Below are 23,400 nucleotides of genomic sequence, written 5' to 3'. Positions count from 1 at the left end.
TTCGTTGACAGGTGAGGCCGGGGCGCCCAGACTTCCGGGACGGACCGGAATCATCCCCTTCAGCGAAAGGCCCAGGCTTTGCACTTTTCCCGTCTCAGGCTTACCGGCTTCAAAAGCTTCGTCGATCCGACCGATCTGCTGATCCATTCCGGCCTGACCGGCGTGGTGGGGCCGAACGGCTGCGGCAAGTCGAACCTGCTGGAAGCCCTGCGCTGGGTCATGGGGGAGAACCGCCCGACCGCCATGCGTGGCGGCGGTATGGAGGACGTGATCTTTGCCGGGGCGGCGACGCGGCCGGCGCGCAACTTTGCCGAGGTCAGCCTGCATATCGACAACCGGGATCGCCTGGCTCCGCCGGGGTTCAACGATGAGGACCAGATCGAGATCGTCCGCCGGATCACCCGCGACGTGGGCAGCGCCTACAAAGCCAATGCCAAGGACGTGCGGGCGCGCGACGTGCAGATGCTGTTTGCCGATGCCTCGACGGGGGCGCATTCCCCGGCGCTGGTGCGGCAGGGCCAGATCTCGGAACTGATCAACGCCAAGCCCAAGAACCGCCGCCGGATCCTGGAGGAAGCGGCGGGGATCTCCGGCCTGTACCAGCGGCGGCACGAGGCGGAGCTGAAGCTGAAGGGGGCCGAGCAGAACCTGCTGCGGGTCGATGACGTGATCGAGCAGCTGGCCCAGCAGCTGGCCACGCTGGAACGCCAGGCCCGGCAGGCGGCGCGTTACCGGGCGATCGGGACAGACCTGCGCAAGGCCGAGGGCATGTTGCTTTACCGGCGCTGGAAGGAGGCCGACGAGGCCCGCAACAGCGCGCTGGCAGAGCTGCGCGGGCGCTCTTCCCAGGCGTCCGAGGCCGAGCGGTTCGCCCGGGAGACCGAGGCCAAGCGCGCCAGCGGAGAAGAGCTTCTGCCGCCCCTGCGGGAAGAGGAGGCCATCGCCGCCGCCATCCTGCAAAGGCTGATCGTGGAGCGGGATTCCCTGACGGAGCAGCAGGAGCGCGCCAACCAGACCATCGTCACCCTGAAATCCCGGATCGAACAGCTGTCGCGCGACCGCGAACGCGAGGCCGGGTTGAACAAGGACGCCGGCGAAACCATCGAACGGCTGGACTGGGAAGCCCGGGAGATCGCCAAGGCCCATGAAGGCCACGCCGACCGGCTGGAAGAGGCCGCGGAACTGTCCCAGGAAGCGGCCTCTGTCCTGACCGAGCGCGAGTCCGACCTGTCCCAGCTGACCGAAGATGTCGCGCGCCTGTCGGCCCGCCATCAATCCGCCCATCGCCTGCTTGAGGACAGCCGCAAGACCCTGGCCCGCAGCGAGGCGCAATCGGTCGAGGCCCGCGCCGCCGTGGCCGCGGCACGCGAAAAGACCGAAGAGGCCTCTGCCGCCTTCGAAACGGCGATCGAGGCCGAGGAAATGGCCCGCGAGGCCGCCGAAGGCGCCGAAGAGGCGCTGGCGGGTGCCGAGGAGGCCCGCGCAGAGGGGCAATCGCTGGAATCCGATGCCCGCGCCGCGCGCTCTTCGGCAGAGGGCGAGGTCAACGCGTTGGAGGCCCAGGTCAAGGCGCTGGCCCGCCTGGTGGAGCGCGATGCCGGGGACGGCAAGCAGGTGTTGGACAGTCTGCGGGTGGATCCGGGCTATGAAAAGGCGCTTGGCGCGGCCCTGGCCGATGATCTGAAAGCGCCCGTGGTGTCGGGCGACGGCCCTTCCGGCTGGCTTGCGCTGCCGGGCTACGATGCGGCGCAGCCGCTGCCCGCGGGCGCGGTGGCGCTGGCCGATCACGTCGATGTGCCCGAGGTCCTGGCCCGCCGGATCGCGCAGATCGGCCTCGTCAGTGCCGAACAGGGCGCGGCGCTGCAGCCCCTGCTGCAGCCCGGCCAGCGGCTGGTGACGCAGGATGGCGACCTGTGGCGGTGGGATGGCTATCGCGCCTGGGCGGAGGATGCGCCCTCTGCCGCGGCGCTGCGCCTGCAACAGCTCAACCGCCTGCAGGAAATGCGCTCCGAGCTCGACGAGGCTCGGCAAAAGGCAGAGGTGGCACGGGAAAACCACGAGGCGCTTTCGGCCCGGCTGGCGGATCTGACGGCTGCCGACAAGGCCGCCCGCGCCGCCCGGACGGAGGCGGACCGCGCCGTGGCAGAGGCCGCGCGGCAATTGTCGCGCGCAGAGGCAGAGCGCAACCTTTCCGCCTCGAAGCTGGAGTCGCTGGGCCTGGCCGTCACCCGCCACGAGGAAGAGGCCATGGCAGCCCGCAAGCAGGTCAAGGAGGCCGAGGCCGCCGTGGCCGGGCTGGATGACCTGGACGAGGCCCGCGCCGGGATCGAACAGCTGCGCATGGCGGTGGAAGCCGCGCGCATGGCGATGATGTCGCGCCGCGCCGGCCATGACGAGATCCGCCGCGAGGGCGAGGCGCGCACCAGGCGCAGCCAGGAAATCACCAAGGAGGTCTCCGGCTGGCGGCACCGGCTTGAAAGCGCGGACCGACGTATCGCGGAGCTGGACGAGCGCCGGGAAGAGGCCGAGGACCAGCTTTACGAGGCCATGGCCGCGCCGGAGGAACTGGAAGCCAAGCGCGAGGAGCTGAACGCGGAGATCGACAAGTCCGAGGCCCGCAAGGCCGAGGCCACGGACAAGCTGACCGGGGCGGAGGCAGCCCTGCGCGAAGCGGTGGCCAGCGAACGCGAGGCGGCGCGCCTGGCCTCCGAAGCGCGCGAGGCCCGCGCACGTGCCGAGGCCCGCGCCGATGCCGCCGCCGAAGCCGTCACCCATGCGGCCGAACGGATCGCCGAGGCGCAGGAGATGACGCCCAAGCAGCTCCTGGAAAGCCTTGAGGCCGATCCCGAGGACATGCCCCCCTCCGATGAGATCGAGGCGGATGTGAACCGGCTGAAACGCCAGCGCGACGCCCTGGGGGCGGTGAACCTGCGGGCAGAGGAAGACGCCCGCGAGGTCCGCGAGGAACACGAGGCGCTGGTCAGCGAAAAGGCCGACCTGGAAGAGGCGATCCGCCAGCTGCGCAACGGGATCGCGGGGCTGAACCGCGAGGGCCGCGAACGCCTGCTGGCCGCCTTCGAAGAGGTGAATGCCAATTTCTCCACCCTGTTCCGGCATCTCTTCAACGGGGGAGAGGCCAACCTGGTGCTGGTGGAGAGCGACGACCCGCTGGAAGCCGGACTTGAGATCATGTGCCAGCCACCGGGCAAGAAGCTCTCCACGCTCTCGCTGCTCTCGGGCGGGGAACAGACCCTGACGGCGATGGCGCTGATCTTCGCTGTCTTCCTGGCCAACCCGGCCCCGATCTGCGTGCTGGACGAGGTCGACGCGCCGCTGGACGATGCCAACGTGACCCGCTTCTGCGACCTGCTGGACGAGATGTGCCGCCGCACCAACACGCGCTTCCTGATCATCACCCACCACGCGGTGACCATGGCGCGCATGGACCGGCTGTTCGGCGTCACGATGCAGGAACAGGGCGTGAGCCAGCTGGTTTCCGTCGACCTCAAGAAAGCCGAGGCCCTGGTCGCCTGACGACGCTCGCCCTGGACCGGCCGGCCAGGGGGCCAGCCCCCGCCGCGCTGCGCGCGACTCCCCCGAAGTATTTCCGGCCAGATGAAGGAAGCCCGCCTCCATTTCACCTGGCTGAAAATACTTTGGGGTGGGAGGACCGAAGGTCCGGGAGGGGCAAGGCCCCTCCGCTTCACAGACGGTTCAGCAGATCCCGCGTGGGCCAGGCATCGGCCGGCAGGCCAAGGCGTTGCTGCACGGCCTGAACGGATTCGCGGGTGAGCTTGCCCAGGATGCCGTCGATCGCGCCCACATCGTATCCCATCGCGGTCAGCTTGCGCTGAAGCGAGACCATCTGCTCGCTGGACAGCGCGGGATCGGGGTTGCCGGGATCAAACACCGGCGCGCCGGAGAGGCGGGTGGCGAAATAGGCTGCGGTCATCACGTAGACGAAGCTCTTGTTCCATTCGAAGAGCACCGAGTAGTTCGGGTAGGCCAGGAAGGCGGGCCCCTTGCGGCCCTGCGGCAGCAGGATGGAGGCCGGCAGGTTCGAGGCCTGCCACTGGCCTGACCGCGGCTGCACGCCCATCTGCGCCCATTCCCGCGCGGTCATGCTATGGTTGAGGCCGGTCCGGGACCAGTCCATCTGGTCGGGGACACGCACTTCCTGCAGCCAGGGCTCGTTCGGGCGCCAGCCCAGGCTGCGCAGCATGTTGGCCCCAGACATCAGCGCATCCGGAGCGGAGGTCTTGAGCCGGACATGCCCGTCCCCGTCGCCATCCACGCCGTTTTTCAGGATGTCGCCGGGCAGCATCTGCACCTGCCCGATCTCTCCGGCCCAGGCGCCGGTGGTGCTTGTGGGAGAGAAATCGCCCTTCTCGTAGAGCTCCAGCGCGGCAAAGACCTGCGGGCGGAACAGCGAGGGGCGGCGGCAATCGTGGGACAGGGTCACCAGCGCGTTGAGCGTGTTGAAATCGCCCTGGAAGCCGCCGTAATCGGTCTCGAACGCCCAGAAGGCCAGCAGGATGCCGCGGGGCACGCCGTAGCGCTGTTCGATCGTGTTGAAGGTGGAGGCATATTGCCCGGCCTTGGCCGCCCCGTTCTGGATCCGGTTCTGGGAGATGAGCCGGCGCGCGAAGGTGGTGAAATCCAGCTGGAAGACCCCCTGCTGGCGATCGGCGGCGATGACCTTGGGATCCTGGGCGACGGAAGCAAAGAAGGATTGCACCGTGGCGGGAGAATGGCCGCGCTGGACGGCTTCGTCGGCCAGCCCCTGGACGAAGCTGCCAAAGGAGCCGCCGCAAGATTGGGCAAGCGCCGGGAGCGGCGTCAGCAGGGCAAGGCTGGCGATCAGGGGGCGGATGGTCATGGGGGCTCTCCTTCAGGGTTGGGGCGAAGGTAGCAGGCTGGCGGGCGGTGGCAAATTACAGGATCGCAAGGAGCGCCGTACCGGCAAGAAAGACCGCCCAGATCTGCCAGAGCCGGGTACAGGTCGCCTCGATCCGCTGGGGTCCGGGCGCGCGGTCGCCCTGGGGGTGGATGAAGGGGAAGTCCTTCATTTGCCCATGATAGGCGCGCGGTCCGGACAGCGCGGTGTCGAGGGCACGGGCCATGACGGCCTCTGGCCAGCCGGCATTGGGGGAGCGGTGGCGGCGCGCGTCGGCGGCGATTTCCTGCCAGCGTGGCAGCTGCCCAGCCACCAGCGCGATGAGCAGGGCGGTCAGCCGGGCCGGCAGGAGGTTCAGCACATCGTCGAGCCGGGCCGAGGCCCAGCCGAAATCCTCGTGCCGGGGCGTGCGGTGACCGATCATGGAATCGGCGGTGTTGACCAGCTTGTAGATCAGCAGGCCGGGCAGGCCGGCGACCAGGAACCAGAAAGCGGGGGCGATGACCCCGTCAGAGGCATTCTCTGCCGCGCTTTCGATGGCCGCGCGCGCCACGGCGGGGCCATCCATGGGGGCGGTGTCACGGCCCACGATCCGGGCCACGGCGCGGCGCCCGTCCGTCAGGGACATGCGCAGGCCATCGGCCACCGTGCGGACATGATCGACAAGCGACCGCTGGGCCAGGAGCATCGCCGCCACCAGCACCTGGGGCAGCCAGCCGAGGGCCGCGATCGCGCCCCCCAGCACCAGCCCGAGCAGGACAAGCGCAAGTGCCAGCAGCGCGCCCTTGAGCCGTCTCGCCGCGCCCTGGTTCAGCCGGTCTTCGGCCCGCTGGATGAGCCGCCCCATCAGCACCGCCGGATGGGGCCAGCGCGCCCAGAGCCAGCGCGGCTCTCCCAGGGCGGCATCGAGCAGCAGGGCAAGGAAAAGCACGGCGGCGTGGCTCATGACAGGGCGTCCTCAAGCCGGGGGAAGTCCTGGGGCGCGGGCAGGCCCAGGCGCAGCCAGCGGGTGGAATAGGGGAAGATGCGCGACCAGATGCGATGCCGGGCCAGCCGGGTCTGAAGCGCCGCGGCGTCGTCGCATTCATAAAGCCGGAAAAGATCGGTGCCGCCAAGGCTACGGGCATGCGGGGCGAGGGCGCGATCAAGCCGGGCGCGATCCTCTGCCAGGCGCGCGCGGGTCCCTGCGGCCCAGTCCGGATCCCTGAGGGCCGCCCGTCCGATCTGAAGGGCCGGACCGGCCACCGGCCAGGGGCCAAGCATGTCCTGAAGCTGTGCCACCAGCGCCGGATCCCCGATCACGAAGCCCAGGCGCAGACCGGCCAGGCCCCAGAACTTGCCGAAGCTTTTCAGGATCAGCGTGCCGGGCCGGTTGGCCAGCGCGACGTGAGAGGCACCGGGCGCGATGTCGCAGAAGCTTTCGTCAATCACGCTCAGACCCGCCGCATCGGGGGCGGGATGCAGGGTGCCGGTGGGATTGTTGGGGTGGACCAGGACGCGCGCCGTGGTGCCGGCCGGATCTTCCGTGACCTGCCAGCCGCAGCGGCGGAAGGCTGCGGCATGTTCATTGTAGGTGGGGCCGGGCACGTGGACGGATGCCGCGGGCGCAAGCAGGGGGATATGCGCGATGGCCGCAGAGGCCCCGGGCACGGCCAGCACCGCGGCGCCCTCCGGCACGGACCAGAAGGCGCTTGCGGCGGCGATCAGCGCGTCCTGCGCGGCGCGGTCGGGCAGGGCCGCCCAGCTTTCGGGCGCCAGGGGAGGCAGCGGATAGGGCACCGGGTTGATGCCCGTGGAAAGGTCCAGCCAATCGGCCCGCGCCCCGCCGAAGCGCGCAATCGCGGCATCGAGGTTGCCGCCGTGATCGCGTTGGGCGGTCGCGGGCTGCGCGGTCATCAATCGTTCTCCGGCAGGGGCGGGTGACGGGTCACGAAGTGGCCTTTTACCCCCTGCGGCCATTGCCGGTAGGGCACCTGGCCCGTGTCGCTTTGCTGGTGGAGCAGGGCGTAATCGGCGATGGCCTCTGCATCCTCGGCCTCGGGTCCGAAGCGGCCCAGCGTGTAGCAAAGCTTGCCATTTGCCTGGACGGCGACGTTGCAGCCATGGGTGCAGCCCATCAGGCAGGAGGTCCGCCGCGTGCGGATGCCGCGTTCTGCGGCGAGGGGTTCCAGCAGATCGGCCAGGGCTTCGCCATCGGTGGGGCGGCCATCGGCCACCCAGCCTTCCTGCTTGCAGGTGTCGCAGATCGTGATCCAGGTGGTCATGCGCGTTCCTATCCAGGGCCTGAGTTCGGGCCCTTTGCGGGCCGCATCGGCGCCCATTCACCGCAGGTGGCGCAAAATTGCAAATCATTAACGCAGCACCCCTTTCGGACCGGGCGCGTTAAGACTTTGTTATCCATTGGGGCGCATAGTGATTTAACAAATCGTAACCGCGCGCCGGGCAGGCCGCCTGGAAGGAGTCCTCTCTTGATCGGGTTTCGCCGTAGGTATGACCGTATGGAGGCCCCCGACGAGGCGCCGCCCGGTGCGAACTTGACCGCGGTTCCCGGCGGCAAAGACCAGCCGGAGGCCGCCCCGGACGACCGGTCCGAACCGTTGTCGAATGCCGGGCCAGAGGAAGAGCCCGTCAGCCCCATGCGGGTGCTGATCGTGGAAAGCGAAACCCAGCTGGGCTGGATCTGGAAACGCCATTTCGATCGTCACGGCAGCGCGGCGCGGCTGGTGCATGGCCAGGAAGCGGCCATCGAATGCCTGCGCAACGAAACCTATGACGTGATCGTGCTGGACCTGGTGCTGACCGAGGGCTCTGCCCTGGCAATCGCGGATTTCGCCAATTACCGACAGCCCTCAACCAGGGTGATCTTTGTCACCAATACCAGCTTCTTCTCGGACGGCTCGATCTTCCAGCACGCGACGAACGCCTGCGCGCTGATGAACTCCAAGGCGCCGCCCTCTGACATCGCCGCCATGGTGGAGCATTTCGGAGCCGAGGCGCGCCAGCAGAACGCGCGCCTCAAGTAGGCTCAACTTTCGGCCCGGGGCGCGGTCAGCTTTCCGCCGGAAGCTCTGAGCGCCCATGCGAGCTGTCCAGCGCCAGCTCTGCCGTGATCGGCACGATCCGGTGCGGATTGATCGTGTCGTGGCTGTAGTAATAGTGGTGGCAGATATGGTCGAAGTGGACCGTTTCGGCCACGCCGGGCCATTGGTAGAGTTCCCGCACGTAGCCCCAGATCGCCGGGTAATCCACGACGCGCTTCAGGTTGGTCTTGAAGTGCGAATGATAGACCTTGTCGAAGCGGATGAGCGTGGTGAACAGCCGCCAGTCCGCTTCCGTCAGCCTGGAGCCGGCCAGGTAGCGGTTGCGCTGCAGGATGTCCTCGATCCAGTCCAGGCTGTCGAACAGCGGCGTGATCGCCGCGTCATAGGCCTTTTGGCTGGTGGCGAAGCCGCATTTGTAGACGCCGTTGTTGACGGTGTCGTAGATCCGGTCGTTCAGCGCCTCGATATCGTCATGCAGCTCTTCGGGGTAGTAATCCGTGCTGTCGCCGGTGATGTCGTTGAAGGCGCTGTTGAACATGCGGATGATCTCTGCGCTTTCGTTCGACACGATGGTGCCGGTCTTCTTGTCCCAGAGCACGGGCACCGTCACGCGGGTGGAGGCATCGGGCTGCGCCTTCAGGTAGATCTCTCTCAGGTAGTCGAGCCCGAAGAGCGTATCGCCGGTGGAGCCGTCGAAATCCGTGTCGAAGGTCCAGCCCTCGTCCAGCATGTGGGGATGCACGACAGAGACGGAGATGTGATCGCCAAGCCCCTTCAGCGCGCGGAAGATCAGCGCCCGGTGGGCCCAGGGGCAGGCGTAGGAGACATAAAGGTGATAGCGCCCGCTTTCCGCCTTGAAGCCCGCGTCGCCGCTGGGGCCGGCGCTGCCGTCCGCGGTCACCCAGTTGCGGAACTGGGAGGCCTGGCGTTCGAAGGCGCCGCCCGATTTTTCGGTGTCATACCATTTGTCGACCCATTTCCCGTCTACGAGAAGTCCCATGCGTGTTCCTTTCGTGATGACGGAGGATACCGTCTGTTGCGCCTATAGATAGGCCGTGCGGCGACGCTGTAAAATCCAAGCTCATGCAGGGGGATGGTGCGGGGGTGCACATGGGCGGCCCAGGGGGCCAAAGCCCGTGCAGATCGGGCGGGCTGTTCGGGGGCGGCCCGGCCGCGGCGGATCGCGCGGATGCAGCGCATTGCATGGCGCAGGCGGCTTCGCTAAGGAATAGGGAGACGAGCCCGCATGAGGCCGGAAAGAAGTGCGTCCGAAGGCCGACCCAGACCGGGGGCCGGGGGCGCATCGTCGGAGAGACCGCCCGTCAGAGGCGGCCCCCTGTCTTTTTTCCTCTCGCGCCGGGCCAGGACCGACAGGAAAGGACAAGGGATCGATGCCAGCATATCTTTGCGCCGGGCTTGCGCTTGCACTGCTTCCGCTTTCGGCAGCAGCGCATCCGGGCCATCTGGCCGATGTCGCGGGGCACAGCCACTGGCTGGGGGTCGCTGCGCTTGCCGCGGCCATCGCGCTTTCCGCGCTGAAGGCCATGAAGGGGCGCCGCAAGGAAGAAGCGGGCGAAGAACTTTGCAAAGAGCAGCTGACCGGGGCCTGACCCCCAGGCCGCCCGCCGGATCCCGCGGGGCGTCAAAGATCAAGGAAAGAGGACCGGCATGAAGACGGGCGTTATGATTTGCGGCCATGGCTCGCGCAGCCAGGCGGCAGTGGATGAGTTCGCGGTACTGGCACAGAAGCTGCCGGGTTTGCTGCCCCCGGAATGGCCGGTGGATTATGGCTATCTGGAATTCGCCAACCCGGTGATCCGCGACGGGCTGGACCGGCTGCGCGATGCGGGTTGCGAAAGGATCCTGGCGGTGCCGGGGATGCTCTTCGCGGCCATGCACGCCAAGAACGACATTCCCACGGTGCTCAACACCTATGCCGCCAAGCACGGGATAGAGATCACCTATGGCCGGGAGCTGGGCGTCGATCCCAAGATGATCGCCGCCGCCGCCGACCGGGTGCAGATCGCCATGGCCGAAGCCGACAAGCAGGAGGTCGTTCCCTACGAGGAAACCTGCCTGGTGGTCATCGGGCGCGGGGCCTCTGACCCGGATGCCAATGGCAATGTCGCCAAAGTAGCGCGGATGCTGCAGGAAGGCCTGGGCTTCGGCTGGCTGGAGGTGGGCTATTCCGGCGTGACCTTCCCGCTGGTGGAACCCTGCCTGACCCATGCGGCCAAGCTGGGCTACAAGCGGATCCTCGTCTTCCCCTACTTCCTGTTCACCGGCATCCTGATCGACCGGATCTACGGTTTCACCGACCGCGTGGCGGAGGCTCATCCGCAGATCAGCTTCGTCAAGGCCGGCTACCTCAACGACCACCCGCAGGTGCTGGCCACCTTCGCGGAGCGCGTGACCGAACAGGTCGGGGAAATCCCGCCGCCCAATTGCGCCACCTGCAAGTATCGCACCCAGGTCCTGGGCTTCGAGGCCGAGGTCGGCGCGCCCCAGGAAAGCCACCACCACCACGTCGAAGGCCAGGGCGCATCCGCCCCCGGCTCCAACGTGGAGGATTGCGTGCTGTGCGACAGCTTCTGCACCGGCGAATGCCGGCTGGATGCGGGGCACCATCACCACCATGATCACGACCATGGGCATAATCACCATCACGGGCACGACCACGACCATGGGCACGACCATGGGCATTCCCATGATCACGGTCATGCGCATGGCCACTCCCACGAGCATGACCATCACCACCCCGAGTACCCCCATGCCAAACACCCGCATGGACCCGAGAGCGCGCGGCGCAAACCGGACTGACCGCCTTTTCTTCTTGCCGTTAAACTCCCGCCGGAGGCTCCCGCCCCCGCCGCCCTTCCAAAGGCCCGATCATGCGCCCCTACCTGAAAGACCCCGCTGCGATCTACGCAGAAAGCTTCGCAACGGTCCGCCGCGAAGCGCGGCTGGAGCGGTTTCCCAACGGGCTCGACATGCTGGCCGAACGGGTGATCCATTCCTGCGGCATGGTGGAGGTCGCGGACCGGCTGGCCTTTTCCCAGGCGGCCTTTCCGGCCGGCCGGGCCGCGCTGAAGGCCGGCGCGCCTGTGCTCTGCGATTGCGAGATGGTCGGCGCGGGGATCATCCGGCGGTTCCTGCCGGGCAACGAGGTGATCGTGACGCTCAACGATCCGCAGACGCCGGGGCTGGCGCAGGAGCTGGGCACGACCCGTTCCGCCGCGGCCGTGGAGCTGTGGAAGGAGCACCTTGAGGGGGCCGTGGTGGCGATCGGCAATGCACCGACCGCGCTGTTCCACCTGCTCGAGGCGCTGGAGGCCGGCGCGCCGAAACCGGCGCTGATCCTGGGCTTCCCGGTGGGTTTCGTCGGGGCGGCGGAGAGCAAGGCAGAACTGGCCGAGCGGCCGCGCGGCTGCGATTTCGTCACCCTGCGGGGGCGGCGGGGCGGATCGGCCATGGCCTCGGCCGCGGTCAACGCCTTGGCGGTGAGCCTCAGGGATGGCTGAGCCCTGGCTGCATATCGTCGGGATTGGCGCAGAGGGCATGGCCTCTCTTTCGCCGGCAGTCCAGGCGCTGCTGGAAAGCGCGGAGGTGATCCTGGGCGGGGCGCGTCACCACGCGCTGACCGAGGGGCTGAAGGCCGAGCGGCGCGCCTGGCCCTCGCCTTTCGATGCGCTGATATCGGAGCTGAAACAGCTTGAGGGGCGGCGGGTCGTCGTGCTCGCCACCGGGGATCCGCTTTGGTACTCCGTCGGTGCGCGGATCGCGCGGGAGATCCCGGAGGGCCTGCGCTTTCATCCCCAGCTTTCGGCTTTCCAGCTGGCGGCGGTGCGCATGGGCTGGTCGCTTGCGGATCTTGAGACGCTGACCGCCCATGGCCGCCCGGCAGAGCAGGTTCTGCCCTATGTGACGCCGGGGGCAAGGTTGCTGATCCTGACAACCGGGGGGGAAACGCCGGGCCAGATCGCCCGGCTGCTGGTGGCCAATGGCTATGAGCCCTCGCGCATCACGGTGCTGGCAGAGATGGGCGCGCCGGGCGAGGCGCGCTTTGACGGGATCGCGGAGTCCTGGGATCACGCGGTGCCGGCCTTCAACATCATGGCCGTGGAATGCCTGGCCGGACCGGATGCCGCACTTCTGCCCCGTGTCGCGGGGCTGCCGGACGAGGTCTTTGCCAGCGATGGGACGATGACCAAGCGCGAGGTGCGCGCGGTGACCCTGGCCAAGCTGATGCCCATGCGGGGCGCCTTGCTGTGGGATATCGGCTGCGGCTGCGGCTCCGTCGCGGTGGAATGGATGCGCGCGGCGCGGGATGCGCGCGCCATCGGGATCGAGGCACGGGCGGACCGCCGCGACCTGGCGGCGCGCAATGCGCTGGAACTGGGGGCGCCGGGCCTGCGGCTGGTCGAAGGCCGGGTTCCGGAGGCGCTGGCGGACCTGCCCGCGCCGGATGCCGTCTTCATCGGGGGCGGGCTGAGCCGGGAAAGCTTCGACATCGCCTGGGCGGCGCTCAAGCCCCTCGGGCGGCTAGTGGCCAATGGGGTGACGCTGGAAAGCGAGGCGCTGATGCTGGCCCTGCATGCGGAATATGGCGGCGAGCTGGTACGGGTCTCTGTCGAGCGGGCCGCGCCGATTGGCGGCCTGCACGGCTGGCGGCCGGCGATGCCGGTCCTGCAATGGAGCATGATCAAGCGATGAGCGGACGGTTGGTGCGCGGGGCGGGGACGGGAGCCTCCGGCGGGAGTTTTCCAGGCAAGAAGAAGGGGCAGCCGTGAGCGCGGGCAGACTATATGGTGTGGGCTTGGGGCCGGGGGATCCCGGCCTTGTCACCCTGCGGGCGGCGGAGGTGATCCGGTCCGCAGAGGTGATCGCCTATCCCGCGCGGCCCGGTGAGCCGAGTTTCGCACGCTCTATCGCCGCCGGGCTGATCCCGGCCGGCGTGGAGGAGATCGTGATGGATGTGCCGATGACCCCCGCGCGGGGGCCGGCGCAGGCCGCCTACGACACGGGCGCGGCGCGGATCGCGGAGGTGCTTGCTGCCGGCCGTGACGTGGTCTGCCTGTGTGAGGGCGATCCATTTTTCTACGGCTCCTTCATGTATCTTCATGCGCGTCTGTCGGCGCGTTTCGCGGTCGAGGTCGTGCCAGGGGTCACATCGGTCTCTGCCGCCTCTGCACGGGCGGGGCGGCCGCTTTCGGCGCGCAACGAACGGGTGGCCGTTCTGCCCGGGCCGCTGTCCGACGGGGAGCTGCGGGCGCGGATCTCGGAGGCGGAAAGCGTGGCGATCATGAAGCTGGGCCGCCACCTGGGGCGCATCCGCGCCGTACTGGCCGGGATGGGTCTGCTGGAGCGCGCCCTCTACATCGAACGAGCGACCCTGGCGCAGGAGCGCATCCTGCCGCTTGCCGAGGCGCCGGACCCCGCGCCCTATTTCTCACTCATCCTCCTGACCAAGGGAGAGGATCCATGGCTGTGACACCTGTCGTTCTTTGTATTTCCGGCGCGGGCGCCACGATTGCCCGCCGCATTGCCGATCACCTGGGCGTGCCGCTGCATGGGCGGGAGGGCCGGGTTTCCGGCGCGGACGAGAGCTTTGCCAATGCGCTGGATTTCGCGCGCGAGGCCTTTGCTGCCGGGCGGCCCGTGATCGGTGTCTGTGCCAGCGGGATCCTGGTGCGGGCCGTGGCGCCGCTTCTGGGGGACAAGCGCGGTGAGCCGCCGGTGATCTCCGTCAGCGATGACGGCTCCGTCGTGGTGCCGCTGCTGGGCGGGCACCGGGGCGCGAACCGGATGGCGCAGGGCCTGTCGGACCTGCTCGGGGGCGTTGCGGCACTGACCACGGCCGGAGAGGTCACGCTGGGCCTGGCGCTGGATGCACCACCCGAAGGCTGGGTGCTGGGCACGCCGGAGCTGGCGCAGGGCGCCATGGCGGGCCTGCTGGCGGGCGCACCGGCGCATCTGTCGGGCGAGGCGCTGGCAGAGGCCGCCTGGCTGGCCGATCTGCCGCAATCGGGTGAGGGCGCGCCGGTGCCGATCGCGGCGAGCGTTGCGCCCGCCGCGCCGGGTGTGCTGGCCTTTCACCCGCAGAAATATGCGCTTGGCGTCGGGGCGTCGCGCAACTGCCCGCCCGAGGAACTGGCCGCACTGGTGCGCGAGGTTCTGGCAGAGGCTGGCGTGGCGCCGGGGGCCTTGCGGGGTGTCTTTTCCATCGATCTGAAGGCCGACGAGCGAGCCGTGACCCAGCTGGCGCGCGATCTTGGCCTGCCCATGCGGGTCTTCACCGGCGCGGAGCTGGAGGCCGAGGCGGACCGTCTGGCGACCCCCTCTGACGTGGTCTTCGCAGAGACCGGCTGCCATGGCGTGGCCGAGGGCGCCGCGCTGGCCGGCGCGGGGCCCGCGGCGCAGCTGGCCGTGGTGAAGCGCAAGACGGAACATGCCACCTGCGCGCTGGCCCTGGCCCCGCAGGTGATCACGGAGCTGCGCGGGCGGGCCCGCGGGCGGCTTTCGGTCGTCGGGATCGGACCGGGGCAGGCCAGCTGGCGTGCGCCAGAGGCCTCGCGCCTGATCGCGGAGGCCGACGAACTGGTGGGCTACGGGCTGTACATCGATCTGCTGGGGCCGCTGGCCGCCGGCAAGCAGCGCAGCGATTTCCCCCTGGGCGGGGAAGAGGCGCGTTGCCGCTATGCGCTGGAACGCGCGGGCGAGGGGCGCAACGTCGCGCTGGTCTGTTCGGGTGATGCGGGGATCTACGCCATGGGGGCGCTGGTCTTTGAACTGCTTGACAGGCCGGAAGGCGAGAAGGGCGTCAGCGATGACGCGCGCCGGGCCGAGGTCGTCTGCGTGCCGGGGATCTCTGCGCTGCAGGGGGCGGCCGCGCGCGCCGGGGCGCCGCTGGGGCATGATTTCTGCGCGATCTCGCTGTCGGATCTGCTGACTCCGCGTGCCGATATCCACCGGCGCCTGAAGGCGGCTGCGGAGGGCGATTTCGTGATCGCCTTCTACAACCCCGTGTCAAAGACCCGCCGCACCCTGCTGGCAGAGGCGCGCGACCTGCTGTTGCAGCACCGGCCCGCGGATACGCCGGTCATGCTGGCCAGTAACCTGGGCCGGCCGGAGGAAAGGATCGTCTACCGGCGGCTGGACGCATTGCAGGTGGACGAGGTCGACATGCTGACCGTGGTGCTGGTGGGATCGTCCAACTCCCGCCTGGCGAAGCTGGGCGAGGGGCCGCGGATGTTCACGCCAAGGGGCTATGCCCGGCGGATCGATGGGGACCTTTCGGAAGGGGCCCCGGCGGGCCAGGCCCCCGCGGGACAGTTGAAACAGGAATGAACAGGCCGCCCGGCGGCAAGGGGATGACATGAAGGTCTATTTCATCGGAGCAGGGCCGGGCGATCCGGAGCTTCTAACGCTGAAGGCACAGCGGATCATCGGCGAATGCCCGGTCTGTCTTTATGCCGGCAGCCTGGTGCCGCCGCAGGTCGTGGCCTGTGCGCCGGAGGGGGCGCGGGTCATGGATACCGCGCCGATGACGCTGGAGGACACCCATGCAGAGATCCTGGCCGCGCGGGAGCGGGGGCAGGACGTGGCGCGGGTGCATTCCGGGGATCCGTCGCTTTACGGCGCCATCGCGGAACAGATCCGGCGCCTGCGCGCCGACGGGATCGACTATGAGATCGTGCCGGGCGTGCCCGCCTATGCCGCCGCCGCCGCCGCGCTTGGCCAGGAGCTGACGGTGCCGGAGGTGGCCCAGTCCATCGTGCTGACGCGGGTCAGCATGAAGAGCACCTCCATGCCGGAGCACGAGACGCTTGAAAACTTCGCCCGCAGCCGCACCACCCTGGCCATTCACCTTGGCGTGCGGAACCTGCGCGAGATCGAGCGCCAGCTGACCCCCTATTACGGGGCCGATTGCCCGGTGGTGGTAGCCTATCGCGTCGGCTGGCCCGACCAGGCTTTCATCCGGGGCACCCTGGCGGACATCCACGGCAAGGTGCGGGCGGAAAAGATCACCCGCACGGCGCTGATCCTGGTGGGCCCGGTCTTGGGAGAGGTCAAGGATTTCAAGGATTCCGCGCTCTATGACCCGGCTGTGCCCCATGTGCTACGCCCGGTGGCGGCAAAAGGGTGATGCAAATCAATCTCTTTCGAGCGGCGGACAAGATAGGTTAACTTGACGGTAAGCGGTTGGCCCTCAATAGGTTAACCTGAAGATCCGACACTGCTGCGAATCGAGGCTGCCATGACCACCTATCTGCCCAAGGAGCTTTCGGATGGCCTTCACGAGGCCCGCAAACTGGCGATGGCGAAAGCCTCTCGTCTGCGGGTAGAGGCCGATGGACTCAAGTTCAGCGTGCTGCGCCACTGGAGCACGGGCTTCTCCGTAGATGCCGAGGGCGCGCCGCATCTGCGCGGTCTGGTCGACCTTTACGAGGGTCCCAAGCGGATCGCGCAATGCCTGATCGTCGCAGCAGCCGAGGAAGACGGCGAGATGCGCTACGAGTTCAAGCGCGCCACCGCCAGCCGTGACACGGCGCCGCTCGACTTCCAGCAGGACGAGGAAGCGCCGGTGGCGCTGATCGACAAGGCCTGAGCCTTGCGCAGCCGGACCGCTAGGGCCGGCTGACCCGCCCCTGGGTGGGGCGATAAAGTTTGCTATGTCTCATAACAATGTTTGACAGGTCGCTTCGGCCCGTGCATCGTGCCCTTGCGCGGCGCCAGTGGCGACGGGGCATGCACCCCCTGGGGGACGGCTTTCGGGAAAACTCTCAGAAGCCGTACGGGAAGGAAGGGGGAGTGTTCCAGCAGGCCCGCCCATAGGGAGGATAGACATGACACTTTTCAAGACCGCTATTCGCGGAGTTGCCGCCTGTGCCATCCTGGCCGGGTCGTCCATGGCCGTACTGGCACAGGACGTCACGCTGAAGATGCACTACATGCTGCCCGAGCAGGCCATCGTGCCCAAGCTGGGCCTGAATGTCTGGGCGGACAAGGTCGAGGCCGAAAGCGAAGGCCGGATCAAGATCCAGCGCTTCCCCTCGATGCAGCTTGGGGGCACCCCGCCGCAGCTGGCCGACCAGGTGGTCGACGGCGTGGCCGATATCATCTGGACCCTGCCGGGCTACACGCCGGGCCGCTTCCCCTCTACCGAGGTTTTCGAGCTTCCCTTCATCGCCGGTGATCCCGTGGCCACGTCCAAGGCCTATTGGGAGCTGGGCGAGAAATACATGATGGAAGACGAGTTCCGCGGCATGAAGATGATCGCGCTCTGGGTCCACGGGCCGGGCATCATCCACTCCAAGGACCCCGTGACCTCTGTCGAGGATCTGAACGGTGTCAAGCTGCGCGCGCCCAGCCGGGTGACGAACCAGTTCTTCTCTGATCTGGGGGCGACGCCCATCGGGATGCCGGTGCCGGCCGTGCCGGAAGCCCTGTCCAAGGGTGTTATCGACGCCACCGTGATCCCCTGGGAGGTCACCACCTCTCTCAAGATCCCGGAACTGGTCAATAACCACACCGAGTTCCCCGATGAATCGCTCTACGTGGCGACCTTCATCATGGCGATGAACCAGCGGGCCTATGACAAGATGCCCGACGACCTGAAGGCGATCATCGACGCCAACTCCGGTCTTGAGACCTCTGCCTTCTTCGGCGAGGTGATGGCCGAGGGCGACGAGATCGGCCGCGCGCTGGCGGTCGAGAACGGCAACAACATCATCCAGCTGACGCCGGAGCAGATCGCCCCCTGGAAAGAGGTCGGTGCCGAGGTCGAAGCCGCCTGGATCGAAGAGATGGACGGCAAGGGCATCGATGGCGCGACCATGGTCGAAGAGGCCAAGGCGCTGATCAAGAAGCACTCCACCCAATAACATACCCGGCGCGCGGGGCTTTCGGGGCCCGCGCGCCGCTCAAGGGGAGACGTCCATGAGACCTCATGCCTTCTTCCTGTTCCTGTCCAGGGCCATGGCGGTTCTAGGCGGGCTGGTGCTGTCTGCGCTGGTCCTGCTGATCGTGGTCTCTGTGGCGGGGCGGGCAATGAACACCTTCCTGCATTCCGGGATTGCCGAAAGCCTGTTTCCGGGACTGGCACAGAACCTGCTGGATGCGGGTATCGGGCCGATCGTGGGGGATTTCGAGCTGGTCGAGGCGGGGATCGCCTTCACCATCTTCTCCTTCCTGCCGCTGACGCAGATCACCGGATCCCACGCGGTGGTGGATATCTTCACCTCTGCCATTCCGCGCGCGGCGAACCGTTTCCTGATCGCCCTCTGGGAGGTCGTCTTTGCCGTCGTGATGGTGATCATCGCCTGGCGGCTCTACGAAGGCATGCTGAACAAGATGCAATATAACGAAACCACCTTCCTGCTGCAGTTCCCGGTCTGGTGGGCCTATGCGGCCTCCCTGGTGGCGGCGGTGGTGGCGGCGATCGTCACGATCTACGTCGCCGCGGCGCGCGTGGCGGAGCTGGTGCTGGCCCGTGCGATCCTGCCCGTGGGCGAAGGAGCAGGACATTGAGTGACTTTGTTATCGGGCTGCTGTCCTTTCCGGCCCTTCTGCTGCTGATCTTCCTGCGGATGCCCATTGGCCTGGCGATGTTCACCGTCGGCTTCGTGGGGCTGAGCTGGGTATCCGGGGGCACGATCATCGCCTTCGCCAAGCTCAAGTCCGAAACCTATTCGACCTTCTCGAGCTATTCCCTGTCCATCGTGCCGATGTTCCTGCTGATGGGGCAGTTCGCGACGCTGGGCGGCATGAGCCAGGCGCTGTTCAAGGCCGCCGAAAGCTTCCTGGGGCACCTCAAGGGCGGGGTGGCCATGGCCGCCGTGGGCGCCTGTGCCGGGTTCGGCGCGATCTGCGGCTCTTCGCTGGCCACCGCGGCCACGATGAGCCAGGTCGCTCTGCCGGAGCTCAAGCGCTACGGCTATTCCGGGGGCTTTTCCACCGCGACGCTGGCCGCGGGCGGCACGCTGGGCATTCTGATCCCGCCGTCGGTCATCCTGGTGATCTATGCCATCCTGACGGAGCAGAACATCGCCAAGCTGTTCCTGGCGGCCTTCATCCCCGGCATCCTTGCCGCGATCGGCTATATCCTGACGATCTCCATCTACGTGCGGCTGCATCCGGACAGTGCCGGCGTGCGCAGCCCCGTGCCATGGCCCGAGCGGATGCGGGCGCTGGTCGATGTCTGGCCTGTCCTGCTGGTCTTCATCGCGGTTGTCGGGGGCATCTACGCCGGGATCTTCACCCCGACGGAAGGCGCGGCCGTGGGGGCCTTCGGCACCGGGCTGATCGCCTTCGTCAACGGCGGGCTGCGGGGCCGGGCCTGGTTCGACAGTTTCTACGCCACGGCGCGCTCTACCGCGATGATCTTCTTCATCGTGCTGGGCGCGGGCTTCTACAACGGTTTCCTGGCGCTGACCCAGGTCCCGCAGGAGCTGTCCAACTGGGTTGTCGCCCAGGGCTTCAACGCCTGGACCGTGCTGGTCATCATCCTGGTGCTCTACCTGCTGCTGGGCTGCCTGATGGATTCCCTGTCGATGATCCTGCTGACGATCCCGATCTTCTTCCCCATCGTCTCCATCCTGGATTTCGGCATGGGCGCAGAGGAATTCGCGATCTGGTTCGGTATCATCGTCCTGGTGGTGGTCGAGGTGGGCCTGATCACGCCGCCGGTGGGCATGAACCTGTTCGTCATCAACTCGATGGATCGCGAGACCCCGATCAGCCAGACCTATGCGGCGGTGATGTACTTCGTGGCCTCTGATATCGTGCGGGTGACACTCATGGTGATCTTCCCGGTGATCACGCTTGGCATGCTGCGCCTCTTCTACTGAGGCGCGGCGTGGCGGGGGTATGAATCGGCCATCGAGTTTGTTATGAAATATATCAATTATTGAAGATGCGGTTTTGGCATCGGAAGGAGCAGCATGGATATCGAGGGCATCGGCGCAGTCGTGACCGGCGGCGGCAGCGGTCTGGGCGAAGCAACGGCACGGGACCTTGCGGCGCGGGGCGCGAAGGTTGCGATCTTCGATTTCAACCTTGAAGCGGCGGAGCGCATCGCGCGGGATATCGGGGGGCTGGCCGTGCGGGCCGATGTCTCTGACGAGCGCATGGTTGGCGAGGGCTTCGATGCCTTTGCCGAATGGCACGGCAGCGCCCCGCGGATCCTGATCAATTGCGCCGGGATCGGAACCGCCGCGCGGATCGTGAACCGCGAGGGCGAGCTGTCGATCGAAAGCTTCCGGCGCACGCTGGCGGTCAACCTGACGGGCAGTTTCATCTGCCTGGCCACGGCGGCGCGTGCCATGCAGGCGCTTGAACCGCTGGGTGCGGACAACGAGCGCGGCGTGATCATCAACACCTCTTCCGTGGCCTGGCAGGACGGGCAGATCGGGCAGGCGGCCTATTCTGCGTCCAAGGGGGGTATTGCCTCCATGACGCTGCCGGCGGCGCGTGAACTGGCCCGCGCCGGCATCCGGGTCATGGCCATCGCCCCGGGCATGTTCGACACCGCCATGGTGGAGGGGTTGCCGCGCGAGGCGCAGGAAAGCATCGCCGCCACCATCCCCTTCCCGTCGCGTTTCGGCGATCCGGAGGATTACGCCAGCCTTGCCGCGGAGATCATCCGCAATCCCATGCTGAACGGCACGGTCATCCGCCTGGACGGCGCGGTGCGCCTGCCACCTAAATAAGGAAGACCCGATGAGCGAGGATGCCCTGAGGATCGAGGTGGAAGGACCCATCGCGATCCTGACCATGTACCGCCCGGACAAGCGCAACGCGATGAACGACAGCTTGCTGGCGGCGCTGGATGGTTTCTTTTCGGCCCCGCCCGAGGGCGTGAAGGTCGTGGTGCTGACCGGGACGGCGGGGCATTACTGCTCTGGCCTGGACCTGTCGGAACACGTGGCGCGCGATGCCGAAGGCACGCTGAAACACTCCCGTGGCTGGCACGCGGTGATGGAGAAGATCCAGTATTCGGGCCTGCCAGTCGTCTCTGCCCTGTTCGGCGCGGTGATCGGCGGCGGGCTGGAGCTTGCGACCTCTACCCATGTGCGGATCGCCGAACCCTCAACCATCTTCCAGCTGCCCGAAGGGCGGCGGGGGATCTTCGTGGGCGGCGGCGCGACCGTGCGCGTGGGGCGCATCCTTGGGCCGGACCGCATGGTCGAGATGATGCTGACCGGGCGCAAGTACGGCTCTGAAGAGGGGCAGCGGCTGGGGCTGTGTCACTACGCCGTGGGCGAGGGCGAGGCCCTGCCGATGGCCATGGAGCTGGCGGGCAAGATCGCCCGCAACGCCAGCCTGTCGAACTACGTCATGATCCACGCGATCTCGCGGATCTCGGACATGTCGCGCGGGGATGGCCTTTTCACGGAAAGCCTGGCCGCCGCGATTGCCCAGACCAGTGCCGATGCCGAGGAAGGCCTGAAGGCCTTTCTTGAAAAACGGGCGCCGGAGTTCCGCTGATGGCCGGGTCGGGTTCCGTCAGCGCGCCCGATGCGCCGGAGGCCCCGGACCTGGGCGACCGCCAGCTGCGCGCCTTCATGGGCTACAGCCTGAAGCGCGCCTACCATTGCTTCCAGTCCGATGCGATGCGCGTGCTGGATGGCTTCGGGCTGCGGCTGTCGACCTATTCGGCGCTCTCGGTGATCTGCGACAACGCGGACCTGCGCCAGAGCCAGCTGGCCCAGATCCTTGGGATCGAGCGGTCCAACACCGTGGTGGTGATCGATGCGCTTGAAAACGCCGGGCTGATCGAGCGCCACAAGGTGCCCAAGGACCGGCGCTCCTATGCGCTGCGGGCCACGGCTGCGGGACGGGAGCTGTGGGAGAGGGCCACCCGGGCGCTGGACGTGCACGAAGACCGGATCATGGCCGGCATAACGGACGAGGAACGGGCCGTACTGACCCGGCTTCTGCGGCGGATGGAGACCGCAGCAGAAAGCCCGGAACATCCGGAGGGAGGAAACCGGAATGCGTGATGTAGCAAGATTTGCCCCACATGCGGTGACACTTGAGAAAACCGAAGGCGCGGTCCTGATGCGCAGCCAGAACGCGCTTGGCCCGGTGGCCGAGGTAACGGCGGACTGGCTGGATCACTGGGCCGAAATTGCGCCTGACCGGGTCTTCCTGGCGGAACGCCAGGGCGAGGGCTGGCGCGAGGTGACCTATGCGCAGGCCCATGACGCGGTGCGCCGCATGGGCGCCTGGCTGCTGGCGCAGGGCTTCGGCAAGGGCGATATCATCGCCTGCCTTTCAGCCAATTCGGTGGACCACGGGCTGCTGGTGCTGGCGGCGCAGTATGTCGGCCTTGCCTCGACCTCCATCGCGGAACAATACAGCCTGATCCCCGGCGCGCATGAGCGCCTGGCCCATGTGATAGAGACGGCGAAGCCGGTGCTGGTCTGGGTCGATGACGCGGATCGCTACGCCGGCGCCCTGGCGCTGCCCGTGTTGCAGGGCACCCATGTCCTGGCCACGGATCCACGGGCCACGGGCGTCACCCCGGTGGCGGAGGCCATGGCCCACGCGCCCGAGGCGGCGGATGCCGCGCGCGCGCAGCTGACCGGGGACATGCTGGCGAAGGTGCTGTTCACCTCCGGCTCGACCTCTCATCCCAAGGCGGTGATGACGACGCACAAGATGATGTGCGTGAACCAGGCGCAGCTTGCGGCTTGTTTCCCGGTCCTGAGCCAGAAGGTCCATCGGCTTGTCGACTGGCTGCCCTGGAACCACGTCTTTGGCGGCTCGCACAACTTCAACATGATGCTGGCCAATGGCGGCGCTCTCTACATCGATGACGGCAAGCCCACCGACAAGCTGTTCCCGCGCACCATCGAGAACCTGCGCATGGTCACCGGCACGCTCAGCTTCAACGTCCCCGTGGGCTATGCCCGGCTGCTGGACGCGATGAAGGCGGACAAGGCCCTGCGCGAAAGCTTCTTCGAGGGGCTGGAATTCCTGTTCTACGCCGGGGCCTCCCTGCCGCAGGAGGTCTGGCAGGGGCTTGAGGACATGGGCCGTGAAGAAACCGGAGAGGCCCCCTGGTTCATCTCTTCCTGGGGGATGACGGAAACCTCGCCCTGCACGGTTGTGGTGCACGAGCGGGTCAATCGCTCCGGTATCATCGGCGTGCCGGTGCCGGGGGCGGAAGTGAAGCTGATCCCGGAAGACGAAGGGCGCTACGAGTTGCGCTGCAAGGGCCCCAACATCATGCCCGGCTACCTGGGCGATCCGGAGAAGACGGCCGAAAGCTTCGATGCAGAGGGCTGGCTGATCACGGGCGACGCGGTGCGCTTCGTCGATCCCGAGGACCCGGACCGTGGGCTGGCTTTCGATGGCCGCATCTCTGAAGATTTCAAGCTGACCTCTGGCACATGGGTGCGGGTTGCCGCGCTGCGCGGCCAGCTTCTGACGGCGCTCGAGGGGCTGGCGACGGAC

22 protein-coding genes are annotated in these 23,400 nt (G+C 67.5%); 17 read left to right on the top strand and 5 right to left on the bottom strand.

All coding sequences use genetic code 11. From position 1 onward, the window contains the following. The first annotated feature begins 78 nt into the window (after positions 1–78). Positions 79–3,534 carry a chromosome segregation protein SMC gene (gene smc, locus HCZ97_RS14925; protein ID WP_167689542.1) on the top strand — a complete coding sequence of 1,152 codons (3,456 nt, stop codon included), beginning with the start codon at positions 79–81 and terminating at the stop codon, positions 3,532–3,534. Positions 3,535–3,703: 169 nt separating this feature from the next. Here smc and HCZ97_RS14920 read toward each other — a convergent pair whose 3' ends face one another. From HCZ97_RS14920 to HCZ97_RS14905, 4 genes are read right to left on the bottom strand one after another with little or no spacing between them, the layout of a single operon-like run. After that, complete coding sequence (locus HCZ97_RS14920) at positions 3,704–4,879, bottom strand: lytic murein transglycosylase (RefSeq protein WP_167689540.1); 1,176 nt, start codon at positions 4,877–4,879, stop codon at positions 3,704–3,706. Positions 4,880–4,934: 55 nt separating this feature from the next. Then, the gene (gene cbiB / locus HCZ97_RS14915) at positions 4,935–5,843 is read right to left on the bottom strand and encodes an adenosylcobinamide-phosphate synthase CbiB (RefSeq protein WP_167689538.1); all 909 of its coding nucleotides are present in this window, start codon (positions 5,841–5,843) and stop codon (positions 4,935–4,937) included. Continuing rightward, positions 5,840–6,793, bottom strand: a complete 954-nt coding sequence (gene cobD, locus HCZ97_RS14910) for a threonine-phosphate decarboxylase CobD (protein WP_167689536.1) — start codon at positions 6,791–6,793, stop codon at positions 5,840–5,842. The genes cbiB and cobD overlap by 4 nt, the downstream gene beginning before the upstream one ends. After that, positions 6,793–7,161: a DUF1636 domain-containing protein gene (locus tag HCZ97_RS14905; protein WP_167689534.1), complete on the bottom strand. Its 369-nt coding sequence runs from the start codon at positions 7,159–7,161 to the stop codon at positions 6,793–6,795. Before HCZ97_RS14905 ends, cobD begins: the two co-directional genes overlap by 1 nt. A 204-nt stretch (positions 7,162–7,365) precedes the next feature. Between HCZ97_RS14905 and HCZ97_RS14900 the strand changes: the two genes are divergently transcribed. Beyond that, positions 7,366–7,920 (top strand): hypothetical protein, encoded by a 555-nt coding sequence (locus tag HCZ97_RS14900; RefSeq protein WP_368484382.1) that lies wholly within the window; start codon positions 7,366–7,368, stop codon positions 7,918–7,920. A 25-nt stretch (positions 7,921–7,945) separates the two neighbouring features. Here HCZ97_RS14900 and HCZ97_RS14895 read toward each other — a convergent pair whose 3' ends face one another. Beyond that, a complete protein-coding gene (locus HCZ97_RS14895) occupies positions 7,946–8,938 on the bottom strand; it encodes a glutathione S-transferase family protein (protein WP_167689532.1) in 993 nt (330 codons plus the stop codon). A 391-nt stretch (positions 8,939–9,329) separates the two neighbouring features. On the opposite strand from HCZ97_RS14895, the gene HCZ97_RS14890 reads away from it, so the two are divergent. From HCZ97_RS14890 to HCZ97_RS14820, 15 genes are all read left to right on the top strand, one after another. Further along, entirely contained in the window at positions 9,330–9,548 is a 219-nt protein-coding gene (locus HCZ97_RS14890; RefSeq protein WP_167689531.1) for a DUF6732 family protein, read from the top strand. Between the two features lie 58 nt (positions 9,549–9,606). After that, positions 9,607–10,758, top strand: coding sequence for a sirohydrochlorin chelatase (locus HCZ97_RS14885; protein ID WP_167689529.1), 1,152 nt, complete (start codon positions 9,607–9,609; stop codon positions 10,756–10,758). A 71-nt stretch (positions 10,759–10,829) separates the two neighbouring features. After that, a complete protein-coding gene (locus HCZ97_RS14880; RefSeq protein ID WP_167689527.1) occupies positions 10,830–11,459 on the top strand; it encodes a precorrin-8X methylmutase in 630 nt (209 codons plus the stop codon). Then, a complete protein-coding gene (cbiE, locus tag HCZ97_RS14875; RefSeq protein WP_167689525.1) occupies positions 11,452–12,651 on the top strand; it encodes a precorrin-6y C5,15-methyltransferase (decarboxylating) subunit CbiE in 1,200 nt (399 codons plus the stop codon). Before HCZ97_RS14880 ends, cbiE begins: the two co-directional genes overlap by 8 nt. Before the next feature lie 73 nt (positions 12,652–12,724). Further along, on the top strand, positions 12,725–13,429 hold the full coding sequence (gene cobI, locus HCZ97_RS14870) for a precorrin-2 C(20)-methyltransferase (protein WP_167689523.1): 705 nt from the start codon (positions 12,725–12,727) through the stop codon (positions 13,427–13,429). Continuing rightward, positions 13,420–15,285 (top strand): precorrin-3B C(17)-methyltransferase, encoded by a 1,866-nt coding sequence (cobJ, locus tag HCZ97_RS14865; protein ID WP_167689521.1) that lies wholly within the window; start codon positions 13,420–13,422, stop codon positions 15,283–15,285. The genes cobI and cobJ overlap by 10 nt, the downstream gene beginning before the upstream one ends. 28 nt (positions 15,286–15,313) lie before the next feature. After that, on the top strand, positions 15,314–16,084 hold the full coding sequence (cobM, locus tag HCZ97_RS14860) for a precorrin-4 C(11)-methyltransferase (protein ID WP_167689519.1): 771 nt from the start codon (positions 15,314–15,316) through the stop codon (positions 16,082–16,084). A gap of 111 nt (positions 16,085–16,195) precedes the next feature. Further along, positions 16,196–16,546 carry a hypothetical protein gene (locus HCZ97_RS14855; protein ID WP_167689517.1) on the top strand — a complete coding sequence of 117 codons (351 nt, stop codon included), beginning with the start codon at positions 16,196–16,198 and terminating at the stop codon, positions 16,544–16,546. Positions 16,547–16,784: 238 nt separating this feature from the next. Further along, positions 16,785–17,822 carry a TRAP transporter substrate-binding protein gene (locus HCZ97_RS14850; protein ID WP_167689515.1) on the top strand — a complete coding sequence of 346 codons (1,038 nt, stop codon included), beginning with the start codon at positions 16,785–16,787 and terminating at the stop codon, positions 17,820–17,822. A 55-nt stretch (positions 17,823–17,877) separates the two neighbouring features. Further along, a complete protein-coding gene (locus HCZ97_RS14845; RefSeq protein ID WP_167689513.1) occupies positions 17,878–18,468 on the top strand; it encodes a TRAP transporter small permease in 591 nt (196 codons plus the stop codon). Next, entirely contained in the window at positions 18,465–19,787 is a 1,323-nt protein-coding gene (locus tag HCZ97_RS14840) for a TRAP transporter large permease (protein WP_167689511.1), read from the top strand. The genes HCZ97_RS14845 and HCZ97_RS14840 overlap by 4 nt, the downstream gene beginning before the upstream one ends. A gap of 93 nt (positions 19,788–19,880) precedes the next feature. Continuing rightward, the gene (locus HCZ97_RS14835) at positions 19,881–20,648 is read left to right on the top strand and encodes an SDR family NAD(P)-dependent oxidoreductase (RefSeq protein ID WP_167689510.1); all 768 of its coding nucleotides are present in this window, start codon (positions 19,881–19,883) and stop codon (positions 20,646–20,648) included. 10 nt (positions 20,649–20,658) lie between these two features. Next, positions 20,659–21,426: a crotonase/enoyl-CoA hydratase family protein gene (locus HCZ97_RS14830; protein WP_167689508.1), complete on the top strand. Its 768-nt coding sequence runs from the start codon at positions 20,659–20,661 to the stop codon at positions 21,424–21,426. Continuing rightward, the gene (locus tag HCZ97_RS14825) at positions 21,426–21,941 is read left to right on the top strand and encodes a MarR family winged helix-turn-helix transcriptional regulator (protein WP_167689506.1); all 516 of its coding nucleotides are present in this window, start codon (positions 21,426–21,428) and stop codon (positions 21,939–21,941) included. Before HCZ97_RS14830 ends, HCZ97_RS14825 begins: the two co-directional genes overlap by 1 nt. A gap of 25 nt (positions 21,942–21,966) precedes the next feature. Continuing rightward, positions 21,967–23,400: AMP-binding protein (locus tag HCZ97_RS14820; RefSeq protein ID WP_217701795.1), on the top strand; the 1,434-nt coding region annotated here is incomplete at its 3' end.

Source organism: Pseudooceanicola sp. HF7, assembly GCF_011806405.1.
GTDB lineage: Bacteria > Pseudomonadota > Alphaproteobacteria > Rhodobacterales > Rhodobacteraceae > Pseudooceanicola.
Note: the sequence above shows the minus strand (reverse complement) of the source record. Positions and strands in the feature narration are given on the sequence as shown.

Coding starts and splice junctions, on each gene's coding strand:
- HCZ97_RS14920 (WP_167689540.1), bottom strand. CDS start 4,879: ATGACCATCCGCCCCCTGATCGCCAGCCTTGCCCTGCTGACGCCGCTC.
- cbiB (WP_167689538.1), bottom strand. CDS start 5,843: ATGAGCCACGCCGCCGTGCTTTTCCTTGCCCTGCTGCTCGATGCCGCC.
- cobD (WP_167689536.1), bottom strand. CDS start 6,793: ATGACCGCGCAGCCCGCGACCGCCCAACGCGATCACGGCGGCAACCTC.
- HCZ97_RS14905 (WP_167689534.1), bottom strand. CDS start 7,161: ATGACCACCTGGATCACGATCTGCGACACCTGCAAGCAGGAAGGCTGG.
- HCZ97_RS14895 (WP_167689532.1), bottom strand. CDS start 8,938: ATGGGACTTCTCGTAGACGGGAAATGGGTCGACAAATGGTATGACACC.
- HCZ97_RS14890 (WP_167689531.1), top strand. CDS start 9,330: ATGCCAGCATATCTTTGCGCCGGGCTTGCGCTTGCACTGCTTCCGCTT.
- HCZ97_RS14885 (WP_167689529.1), top strand. CDS start 9,607: ATGAAGACGGGCGTTATGATTTGCGGCCATGGCTCGCGCAGCCAGGCG.
- HCZ97_RS14880 (WP_167689527.1), top strand. CDS start 10,830: ATGCGCCCCTACCTGAAAGACCCCGCTGCGATCTACGCAGAAAGCTTC.
- cbiE (WP_167689525.1), top strand. CDS start 11,452: ATGGCTGAGCCCTGGCTGCATATCGTCGGGATTGGCGCAGAGGGCATG.
- cobJ (WP_167689521.1), top strand. CDS start 13,420: ATGGCTGTGACACCTGTCGTTCTTTGTATTTCCGGCGCGGGCGCCACG.
- cobM (WP_167689519.1), top strand. CDS start 15,314: ATGAAGGTCTATTTCATCGGAGCAGGGCCGGGCGATCCGGAGCTTCTA.
- HCZ97_RS14855 (WP_167689517.1), top strand. CDS start 16,196: ATGACCACCTATCTGCCCAAGGAGCTTTCGGATGGCCTTCACGAGGCC.
- HCZ97_RS14850 (WP_167689515.1), top strand. CDS start 16,785: ATGACACTTTTCAAGACCGCTATTCGCGGAGTTGCCGCCTGTGCCATC.
- HCZ97_RS14845 (WP_167689513.1), top strand. CDS start 17,878: ATGAGACCTCATGCCTTCTTCCTGTTCCTGTCCAGGGCCATGGCGGTT.
- HCZ97_RS14835 (WP_167689510.1), top strand. CDS start 19,881: ATGGATATCGAGGGCATCGGCGCAGTCGTGACCGGCGGCGGCAGCGGT.
- HCZ97_RS14830 (WP_167689508.1), top strand. CDS start 20,659: ATGAGCGAGGATGCCCTGAGGATCGAGGTGGAAGGACCCATCGCGATC.
- HCZ97_RS14825 (WP_167689506.1), top strand. CDS start 21,426: ATGGCCGGGTCGGGTTCCGTCAGCGCGCCCGATGCGCCGGAGGCCCCG.